18 protein-coding genes are annotated in these 19,249 nt (G+C 74.4%); 15 read left to right on the top strand and 3 right to left on the bottom strand.

Annotation, left to right across the window (positions count from 1 at the left end; all coding sequences use genetic code 11):
• Positions 1-9: 9 nt before the first annotated feature.
• The gene (locus H4O22_RS16915; RefSeq protein ID WP_182524503.1) at positions 10-1,023 is read left to right on the top strand and encodes a GNAT family N-acetyltransferase; all 1,014 of its coding nucleotides are present in this window, start codon (positions 10-12) and stop codon (positions 1,021-1,023) included.
• Here the strand turns inward: H4O22_RS16915 and coaA are convergent.
• Entirely contained in the window at positions 1,010-1,978 is a 969-nt protein-coding gene (gene coaA, locus H4O22_RS16910; RefSeq protein WP_182524502.1) for a type I pantothenate kinase, read from the bottom strand. The two genes, H4O22_RS16915 and coaA, sit on opposite strands and share 14 nt — an antisense overlap.
• 67 nt (positions 1,979-2,045) lie before the next feature.
• On the opposite strand from coaA, the gene glmS reads away from it, so the two are divergent.
• The 11 genes from glmS (at position 2,046) to tsaD (ending at position 14,581) form a co-directional block, all read left to right on the top strand.
• The gene (gene glmS, locus H4O22_RS16905; protein ID WP_182524501.1) at positions 2,046-3,890 is read left to right on the top strand and encodes a glutamine--fructose-6-phosphate transaminase (isomerizing); all 1,845 of its coding nucleotides are present in this window, start codon (positions 2,046-2,048) and stop codon (positions 3,888-3,890) included.
• A 26-nt stretch (positions 3,891-3,916) separates the two neighbouring features.
• Positions 3,917-4,267 carry a holo-ACP synthase gene (locus H4O22_RS16900; RefSeq protein ID WP_182524500.1) on the top strand — a complete coding sequence of 117 codons (351 nt, stop codon included), beginning with the start codon at positions 3,917-3,919 and terminating at the stop codon, positions 4,265-4,267.
• 129 nt (positions 4,268-4,396) lie between these two features.
• Positions 4,397-6,235 (top strand): amidase family protein, encoded by a 1,839-nt coding sequence (locus tag H4O22_RS16895; RefSeq protein ID WP_182524499.1) that lies wholly within the window; start codon positions 4,397-4,399, stop codon positions 6,233-6,235.
• Between the two features lie 35 nt (positions 6,236-6,270).
• The gene (locus H4O22_RS16890; RefSeq protein ID WP_182524498.1) at positions 6,271-7,341 is read left to right on the top strand and encodes a cohesin domain-containing protein; all 1,071 of its coding nucleotides are present in this window, start codon (positions 6,271-6,273) and stop codon (positions 7,339-7,341) included.
• 52 nt (positions 7,342-7,393) lie between these two features.
• Entirely contained in the window at positions 7,394-8,773 is a 1,380-nt protein-coding gene (locus H4O22_RS16885) for an NAD(P)H-hydrate epimerase (protein WP_182524497.1), read from the top strand.
• Between the two features lie 16 nt (positions 8,774-8,789).
• Entirely contained in the window at positions 8,790-9,938 is a 1,149-nt protein-coding gene (gene alr / locus H4O22_RS16880) for an alanine racemase (protein WP_182524496.1), read from the top strand.
• Positions 9,935-10,987 (top strand): alpha/beta fold hydrolase, encoded by a 1,053-nt coding sequence (locus tag H4O22_RS16875; RefSeq protein WP_182524495.1) that lies wholly within the window; start codon positions 9,935-9,937, stop codon positions 10,985-10,987. Before alr ends, H4O22_RS16875 begins: the two co-directional genes overlap by 4 nt.
• A complete protein-coding gene (tsaE, locus tag H4O22_RS16870; protein WP_182524494.1) occupies positions 10,984-12,405 on the top strand; it encodes a tRNA (adenosine(37)-N6)-threonylcarbamoyltransferase complex ATPase subunit type 1 TsaE in 1,422 nt (473 codons plus the stop codon). The genes H4O22_RS16875 and tsaE overlap by 4 nt, the downstream gene beginning before the upstream one ends.
• A gap of 21 nt (positions 12,406-12,426) precedes the next feature.
• On the top strand, positions 12,427-13,068 hold the full coding sequence (gene tsaB / locus H4O22_RS16865; RefSeq protein WP_182524493.1) for a tRNA (adenosine(37)-N6)-threonylcarbamoyltransferase complex dimerization subunit type 1 TsaB: 642 nt from the start codon (positions 12,427-12,429) through the stop codon (positions 13,066-13,068).
• Positions 13,065-13,538 carry a ribosomal protein S18-alanine N-acetyltransferase gene (gene rimI, locus H4O22_RS16860; RefSeq protein ID WP_182524492.1) on the top strand — a complete coding sequence of 158 codons (474 nt, stop codon included), beginning with the start codon at positions 13,065-13,067 and terminating at the stop codon, positions 13,536-13,538. Before tsaB ends, rimI begins: the two co-directional genes overlap by 4 nt.
• Complete coding sequence (tsaD, locus tag H4O22_RS16855; protein ID WP_182524491.1) at positions 13,535-14,581, top strand: tRNA (adenosine(37)-N6)-threonylcarbamoyltransferase complex transferase subunit TsaD; 1,047 nt, start codon at positions 13,535-13,537, stop codon at positions 14,579-14,581. Before rimI ends, tsaD begins: the two co-directional genes overlap by 4 nt.
• Before the next feature lie 161 nt (positions 14,582-14,742).
• Here tsaD and H4O22_RS16850 read toward each other — a convergent pair whose 3' ends face one another.
• Positions 14,743-15,954, bottom strand: coding sequence for a hypothetical protein (locus H4O22_RS16850; RefSeq protein WP_182524490.1), 1,212 nt, complete (start codon positions 15,952-15,954; stop codon positions 14,743-14,745).
• Entirely contained in the window at positions 15,951-16,472 is a 522-nt protein-coding gene (locus H4O22_RS16845) for a SigE family RNA polymerase sigma factor (protein ID WP_220451196.1), read from the bottom strand. Before H4O22_RS16845 ends, H4O22_RS16850 begins: the two co-directional genes overlap by 4 nt.
• Positions 16,473-16,643: 171 nt before the next feature.
• On the opposite strand from H4O22_RS16845, the gene H4O22_RS16840 reads away from it, so the two are divergent.
• The 3 genes from H4O22_RS16840 (at position 16,644) to H4O22_RS16830 (ending at position 19,166) form a co-directional block, all read left to right on the top strand.
• Positions 16,644-17,744, top strand: coding sequence for an S-(hydroxymethyl)mycothiol dehydrogenase (locus H4O22_RS16840; protein ID WP_182524488.1), 1,101 nt, complete (start codon positions 16,644-16,646; stop codon positions 17,742-17,744).
• Complete coding sequence (locus H4O22_RS16835) at positions 17,741-18,361, top strand: MBL fold metallo-hydrolase (protein ID WP_182524487.1); 621 nt, start codon at positions 17,741-17,743, stop codon at positions 18,359-18,361. The genes H4O22_RS16840 and H4O22_RS16835 overlap by 4 nt, the downstream gene beginning before the upstream one ends.
• Positions 18,362-18,530: 169 nt before the next feature.
• The gene (locus H4O22_RS16830) at positions 18,531-19,166 is read left to right on the top strand and encodes a hypothetical protein (RefSeq protein ID WP_182524486.1); all 636 of its coding nucleotides are present in this window, start codon (positions 18,531-18,533) and stop codon (positions 19,164-19,166) included.
• The last annotated feature ends 83 nt before the right edge of the window (positions 19,167-19,249 follow it).

Here is a 19,249-nt window from a genome sequence, read left to right as displayed (position 1 = left end):
GTCGGGCGCGTGACCGACGTCCGCGTGCGGGAGATCGACCCCACCGACGGGACCGCCCTGCGGTCCTGGTGGGAGGTCGGCGCGGCGTCCTCCGCCCACGACCGGGCGTACGACGGGTGGCCGTCCTGGGACGTCGCGCGGCCGCTCTACTCCCTCCCGCGCACGGACCTGGCCCGCCGGCTCCTGCTGGCGACCAAGGACAGCGTCGTGGTGGGTTCGGGGTTCCTCGTCCTCTTCCTCGCCGACAACCGGCACCTGGCCGAGCTCGACGTCCAGGTGCACCCGGACCACCGTCGCCGCGGCGTGGGCCGGGCGGTGCTCGCCGAGCTGGAGCGGCTCGCCGCCGACGACGGCCGCACGGCGTACGTCGGGTCGGCGTACGCGCCGCCGGGGGAGGGCTCCCCGTCGACGGCGTTCGCGGAGGCGAGCGGGTACCCCGTCGCCAGCCGCGAGGAGACCAAGCTGCTGGACCTGCGGACCGCGCCGGCGTCGTGGGGTCCGCTGGAGGCCGAGGTCGCCGCCCACCTGGGCGGGTACCGCGTGGTCGCCTTCGAGGACCGGGTGCCCGAGGAGTGGGTGCCGGACTTCTGCGACCTGCTCTCGGCGTTCATGACCATGGTCCCGCGGGGCGACCTCGACGTGGGGGCGGCGTCCTGGACGCCCGAGCGGCTGCACGAGGTCGAGGAGCGGACGGCCGCCACCGGCCGGCGGTGGCTGGTCGCGGTCGGGGTGACCCCGGGGGGCGGGCTGTGCGGCTTCCACGAGCTCGGCGTGGTCGCGGCCGACCCGCGGGTCGCGACCGTCGGCGGCACCCTGGTGCTGCCCGGCCACCGCGGCCACCGGATCGGGCTCGGGATGAAGCTCGCCACCCACCGGCGGGTGCTCGAGCTGTTCCCGGACGCGACGTCGGTCGTGACCAGCAACGCCGGCGTCAACGCCGCCATGAACGCCGTCAACGAGGCGCTGGGCTACCGGGTCGTCGAGCAGGCGCTCGACGTGCAGAAGCGGGTCAGACCTTCCTGAGCCGCACGTAGCGCACCGAGTGGTCGCGGTCCTTGCGCATCACCAGCGTGGCCCGCGAGCGGGTCGGCAGGATGTTCTGGACCAGGTTGGGGCCGTTGATCGAGTCCCAGATCCGCTCGGCCTCGGCGACCGCGTCCTCGTGGCTCATCGCGCCGTACCGCGCGAAGTAGGAGTGCGGGTCGCGGAACGCCGTCTCCCGCAGCCGCAGGAAGCGGGAGACGTACCAGTCGCGGATCTTGTCGCGGCCGGCGTCGACGTACACGCTGAAGTCGAAGAAGTCGCTGACCGCCAGGCTGGTGCGGCCGTCCTCGCGCACCCGGGCCGGCTGCAGCACGTTGAGGCCCTCGATGATGACGATGTCGGGCCGCTTGACCACGATCTTCTCGCCGGGCACCACGTCGTAGACGAGGTGGGAGTAGACCGGGGCCTCGACCTCGTCCTTGCCGGACTTGATGTCGACGACGAAGCGCAGCAGGGCACGGCGGTCGTAGGACTCCGGGAACCCCTTGCGCTGCAGCAGCCCGCGCCGCTGGAGCTCGGCGTTGGGGTAGAGGAAGCCGTCGGTGGTCACCAGCGCGACGTTGGGGTGCTCGGGCCAGTGGGCGAGCATCTGCTGCAGCACGCGGGCGGTGGTCGACTTGCCGACGGCGACCGAGCCGGCCAGGCCGATGACGAACGGCGTGCGCGGCGGGGTGCGCTGGTGGAGGAACGCCTCCTGCTGGCGGTGCAGGTTGCCGGCCGACTCGACGTACAGGCTCAGCAGCCGGCTCAGCGGCAGGTAGACCTCCTGGACCTCGTCGAGGTCGAGGGAGTCGCCCAGGCCGCGGAGGCGGCGTACCTCCTCGACGCTGAGCGGGTTGGCGGTCTCCTCGGCGAGCGCGGCCCAGGCCTTGCGGTCCAGCTCGATGTACGGGGAGGACTCGTGGGCGCCGTCGTGGCCACCCCCGGAAGACATGCGGGTGATTGTTGCAGCCGCCCCGCGGTGGTCGGAGGAGGGTCCACCCGTCGTTAGCATGGCTCTCATGTGCGGCATCGTGGGATACGTCGGTCATCAGCAGGCGCAGGGCGTGGTGGTCGAGGGTCTCCGTCGGCTGGAGTACCGCGGCTACGACTCCGCGGGCATCGCGCTCGTGGACGGCGGGTCGCTGGTCGCCCAGAAGCGGGCGGGCAAGCTCGCCAACCTCGAGAAGGCCATCGCCGAGTCGCCCCTCCCGGGCTCGACCACGGGCATCGGGCACACCCGGTGGGCCACCCACGGCGCGCCCAACGACGTCAACGCCCACCCCCACCTCGGCAGCACCCGCCGGGTCGGCCTGGTGCACAACGGGATCATCGAGAACTTCGCCGAGCTGCGCGCCCGGCTCGAGGACGCCGGCCACGACCTGGTCTCGGAGACCGACACCGAGGTCGCCGCGCACCTGCTGGAGCTCGAGGTCCAGGTCGACGACGACCTGACCGCCGCGATGCAGCGGGTCTGCCGGCAGCTCGAGGGCGCGTTCACGCTCGTCGCGGTCGACGCCCAGGACCCCTCGCGGGTCGTCGCGGCGCGCCGCAACAGCCCGCTCGTGGTCGGCCTCGGCGACGGCGAGAACTTCCTCGGCTCCGACGTCGCGGCGTTCATCGAGCACACCCGCGAGGCGCTCGAGCTCGGCCAGGACCAGGTCGTCACGATCACCTGCGACGGCGTAGCGGTGACCGGCTTCGACGGCACGCCCGCGGAGGGCGAGCGCTTCCACGTCGACTGGGACCTCTCGGCCGCCGAGAAGGACGGCCACGACTGGTTCATGCGCAAGGAGATCTTCGAGCAGCCGCGCGCCGTGGCCGACTCGCTCCTCGGCCGGCACTCCCGAGGCGGGCTGCTCCAGCTCGACGAGATGCGCCTCTCCGACCAGGAGCTGCGCGACATCGACAAGATCATCATCATCGCGTGCGGCACGTCGTTCTACGCCGGCATGGTGGCCAAGTACGCCATCGAGCACTGGTGCCGCGTGCCGGTCGAGGTCGAGCTGGCCTCGGAGTTCCGCTACCGCGACCCGATCCTCGACTACTCCACGCTGGTCGTCGCGATCAGCCAGTCCGGGGAGACCGCCGACACCCTGCAGGCGATCCGGCACGCGCGCGGGCAGCGGTCCAAGGTGCTGGCGATCTGCAACACCAACGGCTCGACCATCCCGCGCGAGTCCGACGCGGTCATCTACACCCACGCCGGCCCCGAGATCGGCGTCGCCTCGACCAAGGGCTTCCTGACCCAGCTGGTGGGCTGCTACCTGCTCGCCCTCTACCTCGCGCAGGTCAAGGGCACCCGGTACGGCGACGAGATCGACGAGGTCATGCGCCAGCTCGAGGAGGTGCCCGACCAGATCCAGTCGGTACTCGACGGCGCGGAGCAGGTCTACGCGCTCGCCCGCGAGCACGTCGGCGCCCGCTCGGTGCTGTTCCTGGGCCGGCACGCCGGCTACCCGGTGGCGCTGGAGGGTGCGCTCAAGCTCAAGGAGCTGGCCTACCTGCACGCCGAGGGGTTCGCGGCCGGCGAGCTCAAGCACGGCCCGATCGCGCTGGTCGAGGAGGGGCTGCCGGTGCTGTGCGTCGTCCCGCCCCGCGGCCGCGACCAGCTCCACGACAAGATGATCAGCGGCATCCAGGAGGTGCGGGCACGGGGCGCGCGCACGATCTGCCTGGCCGAGGAGGGCGACGAGGCGATCACGCCGTACGCGGACCACGTGGTGCGGCTGCCGAAGGTGCCGGTGCTGCTCCAGCCGCTGGTGGCCGTCGTACCCCTGCAGCTGTTCGCCTGCGAGCTCGCCTCCGCGATGGGCCACGACGTCGACCAGCCGCGCAACCTCGCCAAGTCCGTCACGGTCGAGTGACCCGGTGATGTCCCAGTGATGTCCCGGTGATCGTCGGGGTCGGCATCGACGTCTGCGACATCGAGCGCTTCGCCGAGTCCCTGGAGCGCACGCCCGCGCTGCGCGAGCGGCTCTTCACCCCCGCCGAGGCCGGCCGGCCGCTGGCCTCGCTGGCCGCCCGCTTCGCGGCCAAGGAGGCGCTCGCCAAGGCGCTCGGCGCGCCGGTCGGCATGTCCTGGCACGACGCCGAGGTCGTCAACGAGTCCTCCGGCCGGCCGCTGCTCGAGATGCGCGGCTCGGTGCTCGCCCGCGCCCACGCCCTCGGCGTCACCTCCGTGCACGTCTCGCTCTCCCACGACGCCGGCATCGCCTCCGCCGTGGTGGTCCTGGAGTCCTGACCCCGCACCGGTCGGACTCGTTACCTGGCGGACACGACTGGTCCCTGTCCGGCACGGGACCGAAACCTCACGGCAACGCACCCTCCCTACGGTCACGACGTTCTCGGGTCCGTCGATGGGAGGAACAGCGTGAAGAAGTCGAGGAGGTCCCGCGCGTCGCTCGCCGTGGCGGCGTTGGGTGCGGCCGTGCTCACGGCCGGCACCGCCGGGCCGGCGAGCTCGGAGGCGGCCGCGCCGGCGGCTCCGGGGGACGGGGGTCCCTACCTCGCGCCGTACTACACGACCGGTGACCTGACCGACGACGAGCAGGTGACCCAGGACGACCTGGACCTGCTGGTCGAGGCCCTGGGCACGGAGACCGGGGACGCGGGATGGGCCGCCGTGGCGGCCGCCGACCTGGACGCCGACGGCGAGATCGAGCTGACCGACGTCGCCGACCTGTCCCAGCGGATCGTCTACGACGACGGGCCGTTCTCGCTCGTCGAGGCGTCCGCCCTGGACATGCAGAAGGCGATGAACGCCGGGGTCACGACCTCGGTGGAGCTGACGCGGGACTACCTGGCGCGGATCGCGGCGTACGACGAGCTGACCGACGCCGCGCACCCCCGCGCGCTGAACTCGATCATCACCACGGGCGGCCAGGCGGCGCTCGACGCCGCGGCCGCGAGCGACGCCGCCCGCACCGCGAACGGCGGGCCGCGCACCATGCTCGACGGCGTCCCGGTCGTCGTGAAGGACAACTACGACACCCGCGACATGCCCACCAGTGCCGGTCACGGCAGCTGGAAGAACAACCAGACCGAGGACGACGCGTTCATGGTCGAGGGCCTCCGGGACGCCGGGGCGGTCGTCCTGGCGAAGGCCACGCTCGACGAGTGGGCGTTCGGGTTCGCCTCGGAGTACACGACCGAGAGCGAGCCGGGGTCCTCCAAGCTGGTCGCCAGCCCGTACGTCCTGGCCCGCACCGCAGGGGGGTCCAGCGGCGGCACCGGCGCGTCCATCGCTGCGAACCTCGGCGGCATCGGCTTCGGCAGCGACACCGGGGGCTCGATCCGGGTCCCGTCGTCGTACAACCAGCTCGTCGGCATCCGGCCCACGACCGGGCTGGCGAGCCGGGACGGCATCGTCCCGCTCGCCCTGAGCCAGGACACCGGGGGCCCGATGACGCGGACGGTCTCCGACGCCGCGATCGCCCTCGATGCCGTCACCGGGATCGACCCGAACGACCCGCTCACCTCCGAGCAGCAGGGCAAGGTGCCGACGTCGTACACCTCCTATCTCGACCCGACGGCGCTCGAGGGCACCCGGATCGGGTTCCTGTCCAGCATGGTGGGCACCAACGCCACCACGGTGCGGCTGTTCAACCGGGCGAAGGCCGACCTGACCGCCCAGGGCGCGACCGTGGTGGAGATCGCCACCACGCCGGCGGCGATCACCGCGACCCTCAACGAGGGCAGCGGGAGCACCAACGAGTTCAAGCACGACCTCGACATCTACATCGCCGAGCACCTCGACCCGGACGTCCCGACGCGGAGCCTCCAGGCGATCATCGACTCGGGCCACGTCGTCCCGGGCCGAGCGAGCACCTACACCAGCCGCAACGCGGTGACCCCGCAGCAGTACCAGACCTGGATGGGCACCCACGGCACGGCGATCGCCAACGGCGAGGTCGCGGTGGAGGCGCTGCTCGCCGAGCACGACCTCGACGCGCTCATGTACCCGAGCGGCAACCCCTACGGGACCATCGGCACGAACCTGCGGCTGAGCCCCAACACGGGCATGCCGGCCGTGTCGGCCCCGATGGGCCAGGCCACGGCGTCCGAGGCGATCCCGGGTGCGGGCGTCAACCTCGAGCTGCTCGGCCCGAGCTACTCCGAAGGCCTGCTGATCGGGCTCGCGCACGACTACGAGCAGGCCACCCGCCACCGCACCGCGCCGGTGCTCTACCCCGCGCTGGAGGACCAGTGAGCACCGTCGAGAAGACCGTCGAGAGGACGCCGAGGATGACCGAGCGGCGCCGGCGGGTCGGCGGGCTCGCCGCCCTCGCCCTGGGGCTGGGAGCCCTCGCGTGGGTCCCGACCGCCGTCGCCGGGCCGGCCGAGCCCCGGCTCGACGAGCCGGTGGCGCTGGACGGCTACGGCATCGCGGTGTCGGCCGAGGAGGTGGTGCTCGGGGACACGCTCACCGTCACCGTCTCCGCGGAGGACGTCACCGACCTCTACGCCTACGACCTGACGCTGGAGTTCGACCCCGAGGCCCTCGAGTACGTCGAGGGCAGCGCGGCCACCGAGCTCACCGGCGCGACGTACGGCCTCGAGGAGGACGGGACCCTCGAGGTCGTGCACACCAAGCTCGGCACCTCGCCGAGCGCGACCGGCGCCGTCACCCTCGCCTCGGTGACGTTCACGGCGACCGAGGTCGGCCCGGTCTCGGTGTCGGCGAGCAGCCTCGAGACCGTCACCACCGACCGGGTCGCCACGACCACGGCGGACGTGGGGACGGTGCCGGTGGAGGTGGCCGCGAAGGCCGCCCCGGTGGCCACCACGGCCCCGCGGGTGACCGGCACGGCGACGGTGGGCAGGAAGCTCACCGCCACCGGCGGGGCGTGGAGCCACGAGGACGTCGCCGTGTCCCACCAGTGGACCCGGGGCGGCAAGCCGATCTCCGGCGCCACCGGCACGACGTACCGGCTGCGGCCGGCCGACGCCCGTCGGGTCGTCGCGGTCGTCGTCTCGGCGGCGAAGCCGGACCACGTGACCGGCACGGCCACCGCCTCCGCCGGAAAGGTGGCCAGGGCGGTCACGCAGACGCGGATCCGGGTGCCCACCCAGGTCCGCCCGGGCGCCCGTCCCACGGCCACGGTGAGGGTGGCCGCGGCCGGCATCACGCCGACCGGAGCCGTGAAGGTGACCTACGGCGGCAAGGTCGTCAGGAAGGTGCGCCTCAAGGGCGGCGCGGTCGAGGTCGTGCTCCCCGCGCGGGCGGCGGGGCGCTACCTGCTGAAGGTCCGCTACCTGCCCGCCGACGGCTTCACCGCCAGCAGCAGCACGATCGGCGTCCGCGTCGTCCGCTGACCGGTGAGTCGCACCCGTCCCACCCGGCCGGCCCCGCACTAGGGTCGGCCGGGTGAGGCACGCACACACCGTCGCGCAGGTGCGCGAGGCCGAGGCCGCGCTGCTGGCGCGGCTGCCGGAGGGCGCGCTGATGCAGCGGGCGGCGCACGGCCTGGCGCACGCGGTCCTCGAGCTGCTGGGTACGGCGTACGGGCGCCGCGTCCTGCTGCTGGTGGGGCCGGGGGACAACGGCGGCGACGCGCTGTACGCCGGGGCGGTGCTCGCGCGTCGCGGGGTCGCGGTCGACGCCTGGCCGCTCGCGGACCGGGTGCACCCCGAGGGGCTCGCCGCGCTGCGCCGAGCCGGTGGGCGCACTGTCGACGGGGTCCGCACGCGCCCGGACGTGGTGGTCGACGGCATCGTCGGCATCGGCGGACGACCGGGCCTGCGACCGGACGCGCAGGCCGCGCTGGCCGCGCTGGCCGGCGTCCCGCTGGTCGCGGTGGACGTGCCCTCGGGCGTCGACGTCGACACCGGCGAGCTCGACGGGCCGCACGTCGCCGCCGACCTCACCGTCACCTTCGGCACCCTCAAGGTCGCCCACCTCGTCGACCCCGCGGCCCACGCCAGCGGGACGGTCCACCTCGTCGACCTCGGGCTCGACCTGCCGGAGGCGCCGGTCGAGGCGCTGCAGCCCGAGGACGTCGCCCGGCTGCTGCCGCGGCCGAGCCAGGACGCGCAGAAGTACGTCCGCGGCGTCGTCGGCGTCCGCGCCGGGTCGGCGCAGTACCCCGGCGCCGCGCTGCTGAGCGTCGCCGGCGCGTCCACCGGCCTCTGCGGGATGGTCCGGTACGTCGGCCCGGCGGCCGTCGCGGACCGGGTGCGGCAGGCGCACCCCGAGGTCGTCGGCGCGGGCCGCGTGCAGGCCTGGGTGGTCGGGTCGGGCGGCGGCGAGGACGCCGGCGCCGAGCTGGCCCGCGCGCTCGAGGACGGCGTGCCGACCGTCGTGGACGCCGACGCCCTCGCGCACGTGGCGGGGACGCTGCCCGCGACCACCGTGCTCACCCCGCACGCCGGCGAGCTGGCCGCCATGCTCGACGCGGAGCGCGCTGCGGTCGAGGCGGCGCCGCTGGCGCACGCCCGGCGGGCGGCGGCGGCGTACGGCTGCGTGGTGCTGCTCAAGGGCCGGCACACGCTGGTCGCGACCCCGGCGGGCCGGGTCCGGGTCACGACGACGGGGGTGCCGTGGCTGGCGACCGCGGGCGCGGGCGACGTCCTCGGCGGCCTGGTCGGCGCGCTGCTCGCGGCCGGGCTCGACGCGTTCGACGCCGCGTCGGTCGGGTCCTGGCTGCACGGCGCCGCGGCGACCCTGGCCTCGGCCGGCGGACCGCTCGTCGCGGGCCAGGTGGCGCCGGCGGTCGCGGACGCCGTCCGCGGGCTCCCCGACCCGTGATGGGAGAATCGGGCCCATGAGCCCCGCGCGCGCCGAGATCGTCGTCGATCTCGCGGCGCTGCGGCACAACGTCGCCCTCCTCCGCGAGCGCGTCGGCGTCGCGATGATGACGGTGGTCAAGGCCGACGGCTACGGCCACGGGATGGTCGAGTCGGCGCGCGCCGCCCGCGAGGCCGGCGCCGCGTGGCTCGGGGTCGCCACCCTCGACGAGGCGCTCTCGCTGCGCGCCGCCGGCGACACCGGCCGGGTGCTGTGCTGGCTGACCGTCCCCGGCGAGGAGTACGCCGCGGGCCTGGCCGCCGACGTCGACCTCACGGCGTACTCGCTGGCCGAGCTGGACGAGGTCGCCGCCGCCGTCCGCGCCACCGGCACCCCGGCCCGCCTCCAGCTCAAGATCGACACCGGGCTGTCCCGCGGCGGCGCCACCCGCGCCGACTGGCCCGCGCTGGTCGCGGCGGCGCGCGACGGCGAGCGCGACGGGCTCTGGCGGGTCACCGGGATCTGGTCGCACCTCTCCTCCAGCGACGAGCCCGACGACCCGGCCAACGACCAGCAGGAGGCGGCCTTCCGCGAGGCGCTGGCCGTGGCCGAGTCGGCCGGCCTGGCCCCTGAGGTGCGGCACCTCGCCAACTCCGCCGCCGCGCTGCTGCGCCCCAGCGCCCGCTTCGACCTGGTGCGTTGCGGCATCGCGTCGTACGGCCTGGACCCGGCGCCGGGCCACACCCCCGACCTCGGGCTGGTGCCGGTGATGACCGTCCGGGCCCGGCTGGCGATGGTGAAGGAGTTGGCGCCCGGCGACGCGGTCTCCTACGGCCACACCTGGACGGCGCCGGCGCCCACGACGGTGGGCCTGGTGCCGTTGGGGTACGGCGACGGCGTGCTGCGCTCCGCGAGTGGTCGGGCCGAGGTCCTGGTCGCAGGACGGCGCCGCCCGCTGCGCGGACGCGTGTGCATGGACCAGGTCGTGGTCGACCTGGACGGCGACGAGCCGGCCGTCGGCGCCGAGGTCGAGCTGTTCGGCACCGGCCGCGACGGCGGCCCGACCGCCCAGGACTGGGCCGAGGCCTGCGGGACGATCAGCTACGAGGTCGTGAGCCGGATCGGCGGCAGCCGGGTGCCGCGCCGGCACGTCGACAGCGCGGCTGACGGGGGGAGCGCCCGATGACGCTCGCGCGCAGGCTCGCCGCCGCGGGCGTGGCGGGCGTGGCCGGTCTCGCCGCGGCCGGCCTGGCCGTGGGCGTCACGCAGCGCCGCCGGTCGATCGGGCGCCGCGACCCGGACAGCACGGTGCTCGGCAGCCTGCGCTCGCCCCCGACCACGGTGGTCGCCGACGACGGCGTACCCCTGCACGTCGAGGTCGACGAGCCGGCGGAGCCGACCTCGCCGGTCACGGTGGTCTTCTGCCACGGCTACGCGCTGAACCTCGACTGCTGGCACTTCCAGCGCGCCGCCTGCCGCGAGGCCGGCATCCGGGCGGTCTTCTACGACCAGCGCTCGCACGGCCGGTCCGGGCGGTCCTCGCGCGAGAACGCGACGATCGACCACCTCGCCCTCGACCTCGTCCGGATCCTCGACGAGATCGTCCCCGACGGGCCGGTGGTGCTCGTCGGCCACTCGATGGGCGGGATGACGGTCGTGGGCCTGGTCGAGGCGCACCCCGAGCTGGTCGGCGACCGGATCGTCGGCGTCGGGCTGATCGCCACGACCGCCGGCGGCCTCGACCCGAGCCGGATCCTGTTCCCGCTGATCCCCGCGCGGATCGGCGGCGAGCTCACCGACGGCGCGATCCGCACCCTCGCGCGCCGCCACCGCACCGTCGACGGCCTGCGGCGCGCCGGGCGCTCGCTCGCGACGGTCGTCACCGACCTGTTCGCGTTCGGCGACGCCGTGCCCGCGTCGTACGTCCGGTTCGTCGACGACATGCTCTCCGCGACGCCGTTCGAGGTGGTCGCGGAGTTCTTCCCGAGCTTCCGCGGGCTCGACAAGTTCGACGCCGTCGAGGTGCTCGGCCGGGTGCCGGCCTCGATCGTCTGCGGCACCTCCGACCGGCTGACGTCCATCGGGCACAGCCGCAAGCTGCACGACCGGATCGCCGGCTCGCGGCTGCTGGAGTGCGAGGGCGCCGGCCACCTGGTGCTGCTGGAGCGGCACCACGAGGTGGACGCCGAGCTGTCCCGCCTCTACGCCGCCGCCGCGGCGGGGGTCGTCCGGTGAGCGGACGTCGACCGGCGCCCGTCGTACGCCGGGTCGGGCCGGAGGCCGCGGCCGAGGTGCTCGCCGTGGTGCGGGAGGCCTTCGCCGCCCGGCCGCCGCTGGACCCGCCCGCCGAGGCGCTGACCGAGACCGAGGAGAGCATGGCGGCGCTGCTCGCCAAGCACGGCGGGCTGGTGGCCCGGCTGGGCGACGAGACGGTGGGCGCTCTGGTCCTGGACCCGGTGGGCGGGTCGATGTACCTGCGTCGGTTCGGGGTCGCGCCGCAGGCCCAGGGGCACGGCGTGGCCGCCCGGCTGATCGACGCCGCGGTCAACGCCTCGGGCGGCTTCGACGACCTCACCGTCGTCGCGCGCGAGGAGCTGCCGCGCACGATCCGGTTCTGGCAGCGGCAGGGCTTCCGGGAGGTCCGCCGCTTCTCGCCGAACGTCGAGCTGCGCCGACCGCTCAACACCTTCGTCTTCGACGCCCCGGACGCCGAGGCGATGCGCGAGATCGGCGAGGCGCTCGCCGGGCAGCTGGTCCCGGGCGACCTGCTGGTGCTCAGCGGCGAGCTCGGCGCGGGCAAGACCACGTTCACCCAGGGCATCGGCGCGGGCCTGGGCGTGCGCGGCGACATCACCTCGCCCACCTTCGTCATCGCCCGCGTCCACCCCTCGCTCGCCGACGGGCCGCCGCTGGTGCACGTCGACGCCTACCGCCTCGGCGGGATCGACGAGCTCGACGACCTCGACCTCGACACCTCGCTGGAGGAGTCGGTCACCGTCGTGGAGTGGGGCGAGGGGGTCGCCGAGGGGCTGGCCGAGTCGCGCCTGGAGATCCGGATCATCCGGGCGCTCGCCGACGACGAGCCCGACGCCGACGCCGAGCTCGACCCGCGCCGGGTCCTGATGACCCCGGTCGGGCCGCGCTGGTACGAGCTCGACGTCCCCTCCAGCCACCGGCCCCCGCTCGCCGAGAAGCTCAACGAGAACCTGCTGCTCGACTTCCGCCGCTGCCCCGAGGAGGAGCTCGGGCACCTCGACCCCGAGATCCCGCTGGTCCTCTCGCTGACCGTGGCCGAGCACGAGGGGCGCACCCTCATGGTCCGCAACCACTGGAGCCGCGAGTGGGAGCTGTCGGGCAAGGAGGTCGACGACGAGGAGGGCGAGACCCCCCGCGCGGCCGCCGTCCGCGCGTTCCGCACCGAGACCGGGTCCGAGCCCGCCGACCTGGACTTCGTCGGCGTCGCGACCGTGCAGCTGGGCCACGAGCGCCGCATCGAGCACGCCGCGATCTACCACACGGTGCTCGTCCACCCGCCCGAGACGCCGCCCGGCGGCGAGGTCAAGCAGATGACCTGGTGGGACCTGGAGTCCGACCTCCCGGCGCTCTCGCCGATCGACGCGCACCTGGCCAGGCTCGCGCACGGGCTGACCTGACCCGTCTCGTAGGCTCGCCGGGTGCTGCTCGCGTTCGACACCGCCACCCCGCTGGTCTCCGTCGCGGTCCACGACGGCGCCGACGTGGTCGTCGAGCTCTCGTCCGACCGGCCGATGAAGCACGGCGAGCAGCTCGCGCCGCTCCTCGCCGAGGCCCTCGACCGCGCCGGGATCGTCCGGCAGGACCTCACCGCGATCGCGGTCGGCGTCGGGCCCGGTCCGTTCACCGGCCTCCGGGTCGGGCTGGTCACCGCCCGCACCCTCGCCCACGTGCTCGAGGTCCCGGTGTACGGCGTGTGCTCGCTCGACGTGCTCGCGGTCGAGGCGGCCGGGTCGGGGCTGCTGGGCGACACCGACTTCGCGGTCGCCACCGACGCGCGCCGCAAGGAGGTCTACCTCGCGACGTACGCCGCGTCCGGGGAGCGGCTCGCGGGGCCGGTCGTCGACAAGCCGGCGGCGCTCGCGACCGGCGTACCCGTCGTGGGGGAGGGCGCCGTGCTCTACCCCGACGCGTTCCCGCACGCCACCGGCCCGACCCGGCCGAGCGCCGGCTGGCTGGCGCGGGCGGTCGCCGAGGAGCTCGCCGAGATCGTGGACCCCGACCCGCTCTACCTCCGGCGCCCCGACGCGGAGACGCCGCGACCCCCGAAGAAGGTCTCGTGATCCGGGAGGCCACCGTGGCCGACGTCGAGGACGTCGCTGCCCTGGAGGCCGAGAACCTCGGCGTCGACGCCTGGTCGCCCGGCCTGGTCGAGGCGGGGATCGCCGGCGACCTCCCGACCGTGCACTACCTGGTGGCCGAGGTCGACGGCGTCGTCGTCGGGCACGCGGTGGTGAGCGCGGTCGCCGACATCGCCGAGCTGCAGCGGATCGCGGTCACCCCCGCCCACCGGCGCAGCGGCCTGGCCACCGCGCTGCTCGACGAGGGCTGCCGGCTGGCGCGCCAGGAGGGCGCCGACCGGCTGCTGCTCGAGGTGCGCGAGGACAACCTCGGCGCGCTCCGGTTCTACGCCGCGCTCGGGTTCGTCGAGGTCGACCGCCGGGCGCGCTACTACCGCGACGGCACCACCGCTGTCGTCCTGCGCCGTGCGCTGGTCAGCGGCTGCGGCGCGAACGGCATGATGGACCGGTGAGCGACGAGCCCCTGGTCCTCGGCATCGAGACCTCCTGCGACGAGACCGGCGTCGGCATCGTGCGGGGCCGGACCCTGCTGGCCGACGCGGTGGCGAGCAGCGTCGACGAGCACGCCCGCTTCGGCGGCGTGGTGCCCGAGGTCGCGAGCCGGGCGCACCTCGAGGCGATGGTGCCGACGATCGACCGAGCCTGCGAGACCGCCGGCGTACGTCTCCACGAGGTCGACGCGATCGCCGTCACCAGCGGCCCCGGCCTGGCCGGCGCGCTGCTGGTCGGGGTGGCGGCGGCCAAGGCGCTCGCGCTGGGCCTCGGGAAGCCGCTGTACGGCGTCAACCACCTCGCCTCCCACGTCGCGGTCGACCAGCTCGAGCACGGGCCGCTGCCCGAGCCGTGCGTGGCGATGCTGGTCAGCGGCGGGCACTCCAGCCTGCTGCGCGTCGAGGACGTCACCGGCGACATCGACCCGCTGGGGTCCACCATCGACGACGCCGCGGGGGAGGCCTTCGACAAGGTCGCCCGGCTGCTCGGCCTGCCGTTCCCCGGCGGCCCGCACATCGACCGGGTGGCCCGCGACGGCAACAGCGTGTACGTCGACTTCCCGCGCGGGCTCAGCTCGCGCCGCGACCTCGAGCGGCACCGGTTCGACTTCTCCTTCTCCGGGCTGAAGACCGCCGTCGCGCGCTGGGTCGAGGCGCGCGAGCGGGCCGGCGAGCCGGTGCCGGTCGCCGACGTGGCGGCGTCCTTCCAGGAGGCGGTCTGCGACATCCTGGTGCGCAAGGCGCTCGACGCCGCGTCGTCGGAGGGCATCGACGACCTGCTCATCGGCGGCGGCGTCGCCGCGAACTCCCGCCTCCGCGCGCTCGCCGAGGAGCGCGCCGCCGGCCTCGGCATCCGGGTCCGCGTCCCCCGGCCGGGCCTCTGCACCGACAACGGCGCGATGGTCGCCGCCCTCGGCGCCGAGATGGTCCGGCGCGGCCGTACGCCGTCCTCCCTCGACCTGCCCGCCGACTCCAGCCTGCCGGTGACCGAGGTCCTTGTCTGAGCCGCTGCGTGGCGCCCCGCCCCCGGACGTCATACGTCCTGGTCGCGATAGCCGCCACGTCGTACGACGTCCCGCGGGACGTCAGACGAGTCGGTGCCGATAGCCGCCAACGCGTATGACGTCCCGCGCGGCGACCGGTGCCCTATCAGGACGGCCCAGCGTCACTCCGCGAGCAGGTACTCCTCGACCATCTCGGGGTTGCCGCCGGGCGCCGGACCGTCGACCACCTCCGGCTCGGAGCCGTCGAGCGGCACCCGGACCAGCGACCACGCCCGGCCGGAGAGGTCGGTGGTGCTGACCAGCAGGTGCCCCGCGTCGCCCCAGCCGGCCCGGCTGACGACCACCTCCGACTCGGGGGGCGACGTCGCTCCGGCAGAGGGGGACGCGACCGGCTCGGTCCCGTCCGGGAAGGTCAGCACCGGCCGCAGGTCGAGGTCCAGCACGACGACCTCGCCGGACATGTTGTTGTCGCCGCGCATCCCGAGCAGGTGCCGCCCGTCGGGGGAGAACCGCAGCCCCGACGTCTCGCAGGTGCGCGCGACGAGCTCGCCGGCCACGGCCTCGTAGAGCGCCGCGCAGCCGAACTGCTCGGCGGGCCCCGGGGGGAGCTCCACGGCCCAGAGCTGCCCGTCCGGGGAGACGTCGCTGATGCTCGCGAACGGCCACAGGTCCTCCGTGGCGTCCGAGGCCCGGTCGAGGGAGACGTCGTACGTCAGCGCGTTGCTGTCGCCGACCAGCACCCGGCAGCCGCCGGCGGCGCACGAGTGCCCCAGCACCGCCTCGATCGTCGGCAGGGTGAGGTCGTCGACCGGCACCCGGGCCAGGTCGGTCGGCGCGGACTGGTCCGACTCCAGCACCTGCACCTGCCCCTCCGCCCCCACCCAGGCCACGGTGCGGCCCTCGTTGCCGGTGGTCAGGTCGTTGACGAGGACGGGGTACGACGTCGGCTCGGCGCCGGCCGGGTCGAGCACCACGGCGCGGCGGGGGAGCATCAGCACGACCCGGCCGTCGGTCAGGGTGGCCAGCTCGGTGACCTCCCCGACGTCCGGCGGCAGGGCGACCGTTCCCCCGTCGGGCAGCGTGACGACGCCGTCGTGGAGGACGGCGGCCGACGGGGACACAGGCGGACCGGCGGGGTCGACGGCGCGGTCGGAGCGGTCCTCGCCCGGCCCGGCCAGCAGCGCGACGGGCAGCGCGACGGCGGCCACCGCGGCGGCCGCGCACGCGGCGACGCCTCGCCGGCGGCGCCGGATGGAGCGCGCCCTCCCGCGGATGTCGTGCACCGTGAACGGCGCGTCCTGCAGGGCCTCGGCCCGCTCGTCGAGCGTGCGGGCCAGCCTCGACTCGAGCTCCTGGGTGCGGTGGTCGGTCATCGCTGCTCCTCCCTCGGGTCGAGCTCGGCCGGGGTGCGCTCGCGCAGGAGCGCGAGCGCCCGGCTGGACTGGGACTTCACGGTGCCGACGCTGATCCCGAGCACCTCGGCGGTCTCGGCCTCGGTGAGCTGCTCGTAGTAGCGCAGCACGACCACCGCCCGGGCCCTGCGGGGCAGCGTCTGCACGACCTGCCACAGCGCGTCGCCGAGGCCCTCGTCGTACGCGTCGTGGTGGGGGCTGCCCTCCGGCAGCACCTCGGTGGCGTGCTCGCGGCGCTTCCAGCCGCGGCGCCACACCGAGTTGTTCTCGTTGACCATGATCCGGCGGACGTAGGCGTCCACGGCGCCGCGGTCGCGCACCTTGTCCCAGGCCAGGTACAGCTTGGCCAGCGACGTCTGCAGGACGTCCTCGGCCTGGTGCCGGTCCCCGGTGAGCAGGTACGCCGTGCGCAGCAGCGCCGGCTGTCGGGCGGCGAGGTACGCCGTGAACTCGGCGTCGCGTGCCGCGGACCTGCCCATGGCCCCAGTCTCGGCGCCGGTCCTCTCGATGAGCTGCATCTGCTCACTCCCGTCCGTGTCGAGGGCAAGACGCGAACGCGGGCAGAAGGGTTGCAACCGCGCGGTGGGTGCCTCCCTCTACGGTGGTCCTGGTCGGACCGGGTGGCGGTCCGACGTCGGAGGAGGACGCACATGCAGCAGGTGAAGGCCGTGGTCGCACGGGCGAAGGGCGCTCCCGTCGAGGTGGTGACGATCAACGTCCCCGACCCGGGTCCGGGCGAGGCGGTGGTGCAGGTCCAGGCCTGCGGCGTCTGCCACACCGACCTGCACTACCGCGAGGGCGGCATCAACGACGAGTTCCCGTTCCTGCTCGGCCACGAGGCCGCGGGCGTCGTGGAGGCCGTCGGGCCCGACGTGACCGACGTGGCGCCGGGCGACTTCGTCGTCCTCAACTGGCGCGCGGTGTGCGGCGAGTGCCGCGCCTGCAAGCGCGGCGACCTCCAGTACTGCTTCAACACCCACAACGCGACGCAGCGGATGACCCTCGAGGACGGCACCGAGCTGTCCCCGGCGCTCGGCATCGGCGCGTTCGCCGAGAAGACGCTCGTCGCGGCCGGCCAGTGCACCAAGGTCGACCCCTCGGCCCGCGCGGCCGCGGTCGGCCTGCTCGGCTGCGGCGTGATGGCCGGCATCGGCGCGGCGATCAACACCGGCGCGGTCACCCGCGGCCGCTCGGTCGCGGTCATCGGCTGCGGCGGCGTGGGCGTGGCGGCGGTCGCCGGCTCCGCGCTGGCCGGCGCGAGCCCGATCATCGCCGTCGACATCGACCCCAAGAAGCTCGCCAAGGCCCAGGAGATGGGCGCCACCCACACCGTCGACTCCTCGCAGGTCGACCCGGTGGAGGAGATCAAGCGGATCTGCGCGGAGACCTACGACGGCGCGGACGGCGCCGACGTCGTCATCGAGGCGGTCGGCCGGCCGGAGACCTGGAAGCAGGCGTTCTACGCCCGCGACCTCGCCGGCACCGTCGTCCTGGTCGGCGTGCCCACCCCCGACATGAAGGTGCCCGACCTGCCGCTGATCGACGTCTTCGGCCGCGGCGGTGCGCTCAAGTCGAGCTGGTACGGCGACTGCCTGCCCTCGCGCGACTTCCCGATGCTGGTCGACCTCTACCAGCAGGGCCGGCTCGACCTCGACGCGTTCGTCACCGAGGAGATCGGCATCGACGACGTCGAGGCGGCGTTCGACAAGATGCACCACGGCGACGTCCTCCGCTCGGTCGTGATCCTGTGAGCGCCCGCGTCGACCACGCGGTGGTCAGCGGCACCTTCTCGCTCGACGGCGAGACCCACGAGGTCGACAACAACATCTGGGTGGTCGGCGACGACGCGGAGTGCGTGGTCATCGACGCGCCCCACGACGTCGACGCGATCATGGCGGTCGTCGGCGACCGTGCGGTGCGCGCGATCCTGCTCACCCACGCCCACGACGACCACAGCCGGATGGCGCCGGCCCTGCGGGAGCGGGTGGTCGCGCCGATCATGCTGCACCCCGACGACCGGCCGCTGTGGGAGCTCACCCACCCCCAGGACGAGGACGGGGTCCTCTGGGACGTCGACCTCGGCGAGGGCTTCGAGATCGTCGTCGGCGGCACCCTGCTGCGGGCGCTGCACACCCCGGGGCACGCCCCGGGCGCGGTCTGCTTCTACGCCCCGTCGCTCGGCTGCGTCTTCACCGGCGACACGCTCTTCCAGGGCGGGCCCGGCGCGACCGGTCGCAGCTTCAGCGATCGGCCCACGATCGAGGCGTCGATCCGCGAGAAGCTCTTCGCGCTGCCCGACGAGACCGTGGTGCACACCGGTCACGGCGACGACACCACGATCGGCGCCGAGAAGGCCGCACTCGCATAGCGCATCCCTCCGGGCGGGACGTCGGCGGGGAGGTCCCGCCCGGAGACGGGACTTCAGACCCGGAGGGTCGAGCACCTTCGCCTCTGATCGAGCGCCGGCGGATGGGCGAAGGTTGGTGACATCAAGGCGGAACGGGCACCAGGTCCCCGCCGGTCACCGAAGGAACGTCATGCGCGCAGCACTCGACAAGTTGATCTCGTGGACAGGGCTTGCCCTGGCCGTCGTCCTGCTCATCGCCGGCGGACTGCTGTTGTGGGCCAACACCTTCATCGCGGACCAGGTGGACCAGCAGCTCTCGGACCAGGACATCATCATGCCCGAGGGTCCGGCGCTCGAGTCGCTTCCCGAGGCTGACCGCGAGGCGATCGAGGAGTTCGCCGGCAGCCCGCTGGACACCGGCCCCGAGGCTCAGGCCTACGCCGACCACTTCATCCTCGCCCACATGAACGCCAGCGGCGAGGAGCTCGCCGGTGAGCCGGTCACCTACCAGGAGGCCAGTGGCAAGGGCCGCGAGCTGTCGGCGGCCCTGGCCGAGAACCCGGACGCCACCCAGGAGCAGATCGACGAGGCAGCGGCCTGGATGGATCTGCGCGAGTCGCTCTTCCAGGGCAACACCCTGCGCGGCCTGCTCCTCTACGGCTACGCCTTCGCGACCATGGGCACCATCGCCGGCATCGCTGCCATCGGCTCCTTCGCCGGTGCCGCCGTCCTGCTCGTCCTGGCCGGCCTCGGGATCCGGCACGCTCGCCGCGTCGCCCGGTCCGAGGGTGTCGGCACCGGCGGCAAGGTCGCCCAGACCGTCTGAGCAACCGTCCGCCCCGTCATCTCCCGGAACCCGCACAGGGTTCCGGGAGATTCGGCGTTCCCGGGACGGGGGCGCCGGCGCGG

The organism is Nocardioides dongkuii, from assembly GCF_014127485.1.
In the GTDB taxonomy this organism is placed as follows: domain Bacteria; phylum Actinomycetota; class Actinomycetes; order Propionibacteriales; family Nocardioidaceae; genus Nocardioides; species Nocardioides dongkuii.
The sequence above is the reverse complement of the archived record's forward strand: the minus strand, read 5'-3'. Positions and strand labels throughout refer to the sequence as shown.

Coding starts and splice junctions, on each gene's coding strand:
- coaA (WP_182524502.1), bottom strand. CDS start 1,978: ATGTCTTCCGGGGGTGGCCACGACGGCGCCCACGAGTCCTCCCCGTAC.
- glmS (WP_182524501.1), top strand. CDS start 2,046: ATGTGCGGCATCGTGGGATACGTCGGTCATCAGCAGGCGCAGGGCGTG.
- H4O22_RS16890 (WP_182524498.1), top strand. CDS start 6,271: ATGACCGAGCGGCGCCGGCGGGTCGGCGGGCTCGCCGCCCTCGCCCTG.
- alr (WP_182524496.1), top strand. CDS start 8,790: ATGAGCCCCGCGCGCGCCGAGATCGTCGTCGATCTCGCGGCGCTGCGG.
- H4O22_RS16875 (WP_182524495.1), top strand. CDS start 9,935: ATGACGCTCGCGCGCAGGCTCGCCGCCGCGGGCGTGGCGGGCGTGGCC.
- H4O22_RS16850 (WP_182524490.1), bottom strand. CDS start 15,954: ATGACCGACCACCGCACCCAGGAGCTCGAGTCGAGGCTGGCCCGCACG.
- H4O22_RS16845 (WP_220451196.1), bottom strand. CDS start 16,472: ATGGGCAGGTCCGCGGCACGCGACGCCGAGTTCACGGCGTACCTCGCC.
- H4O22_RS16840 (WP_182524488.1), top strand. CDS start 16,644: ATGCAGCAGGTGAAGGCCGTGGTCGCACGGGCGAAGGGCGCTCCCGTC.
- H4O22_RS16830 (WP_182524486.1), top strand. CDS start 18,531: ATGCGCGCAGCACTCGACAAGTTGATCTCGTGGACAGGGCTTGCCCTG.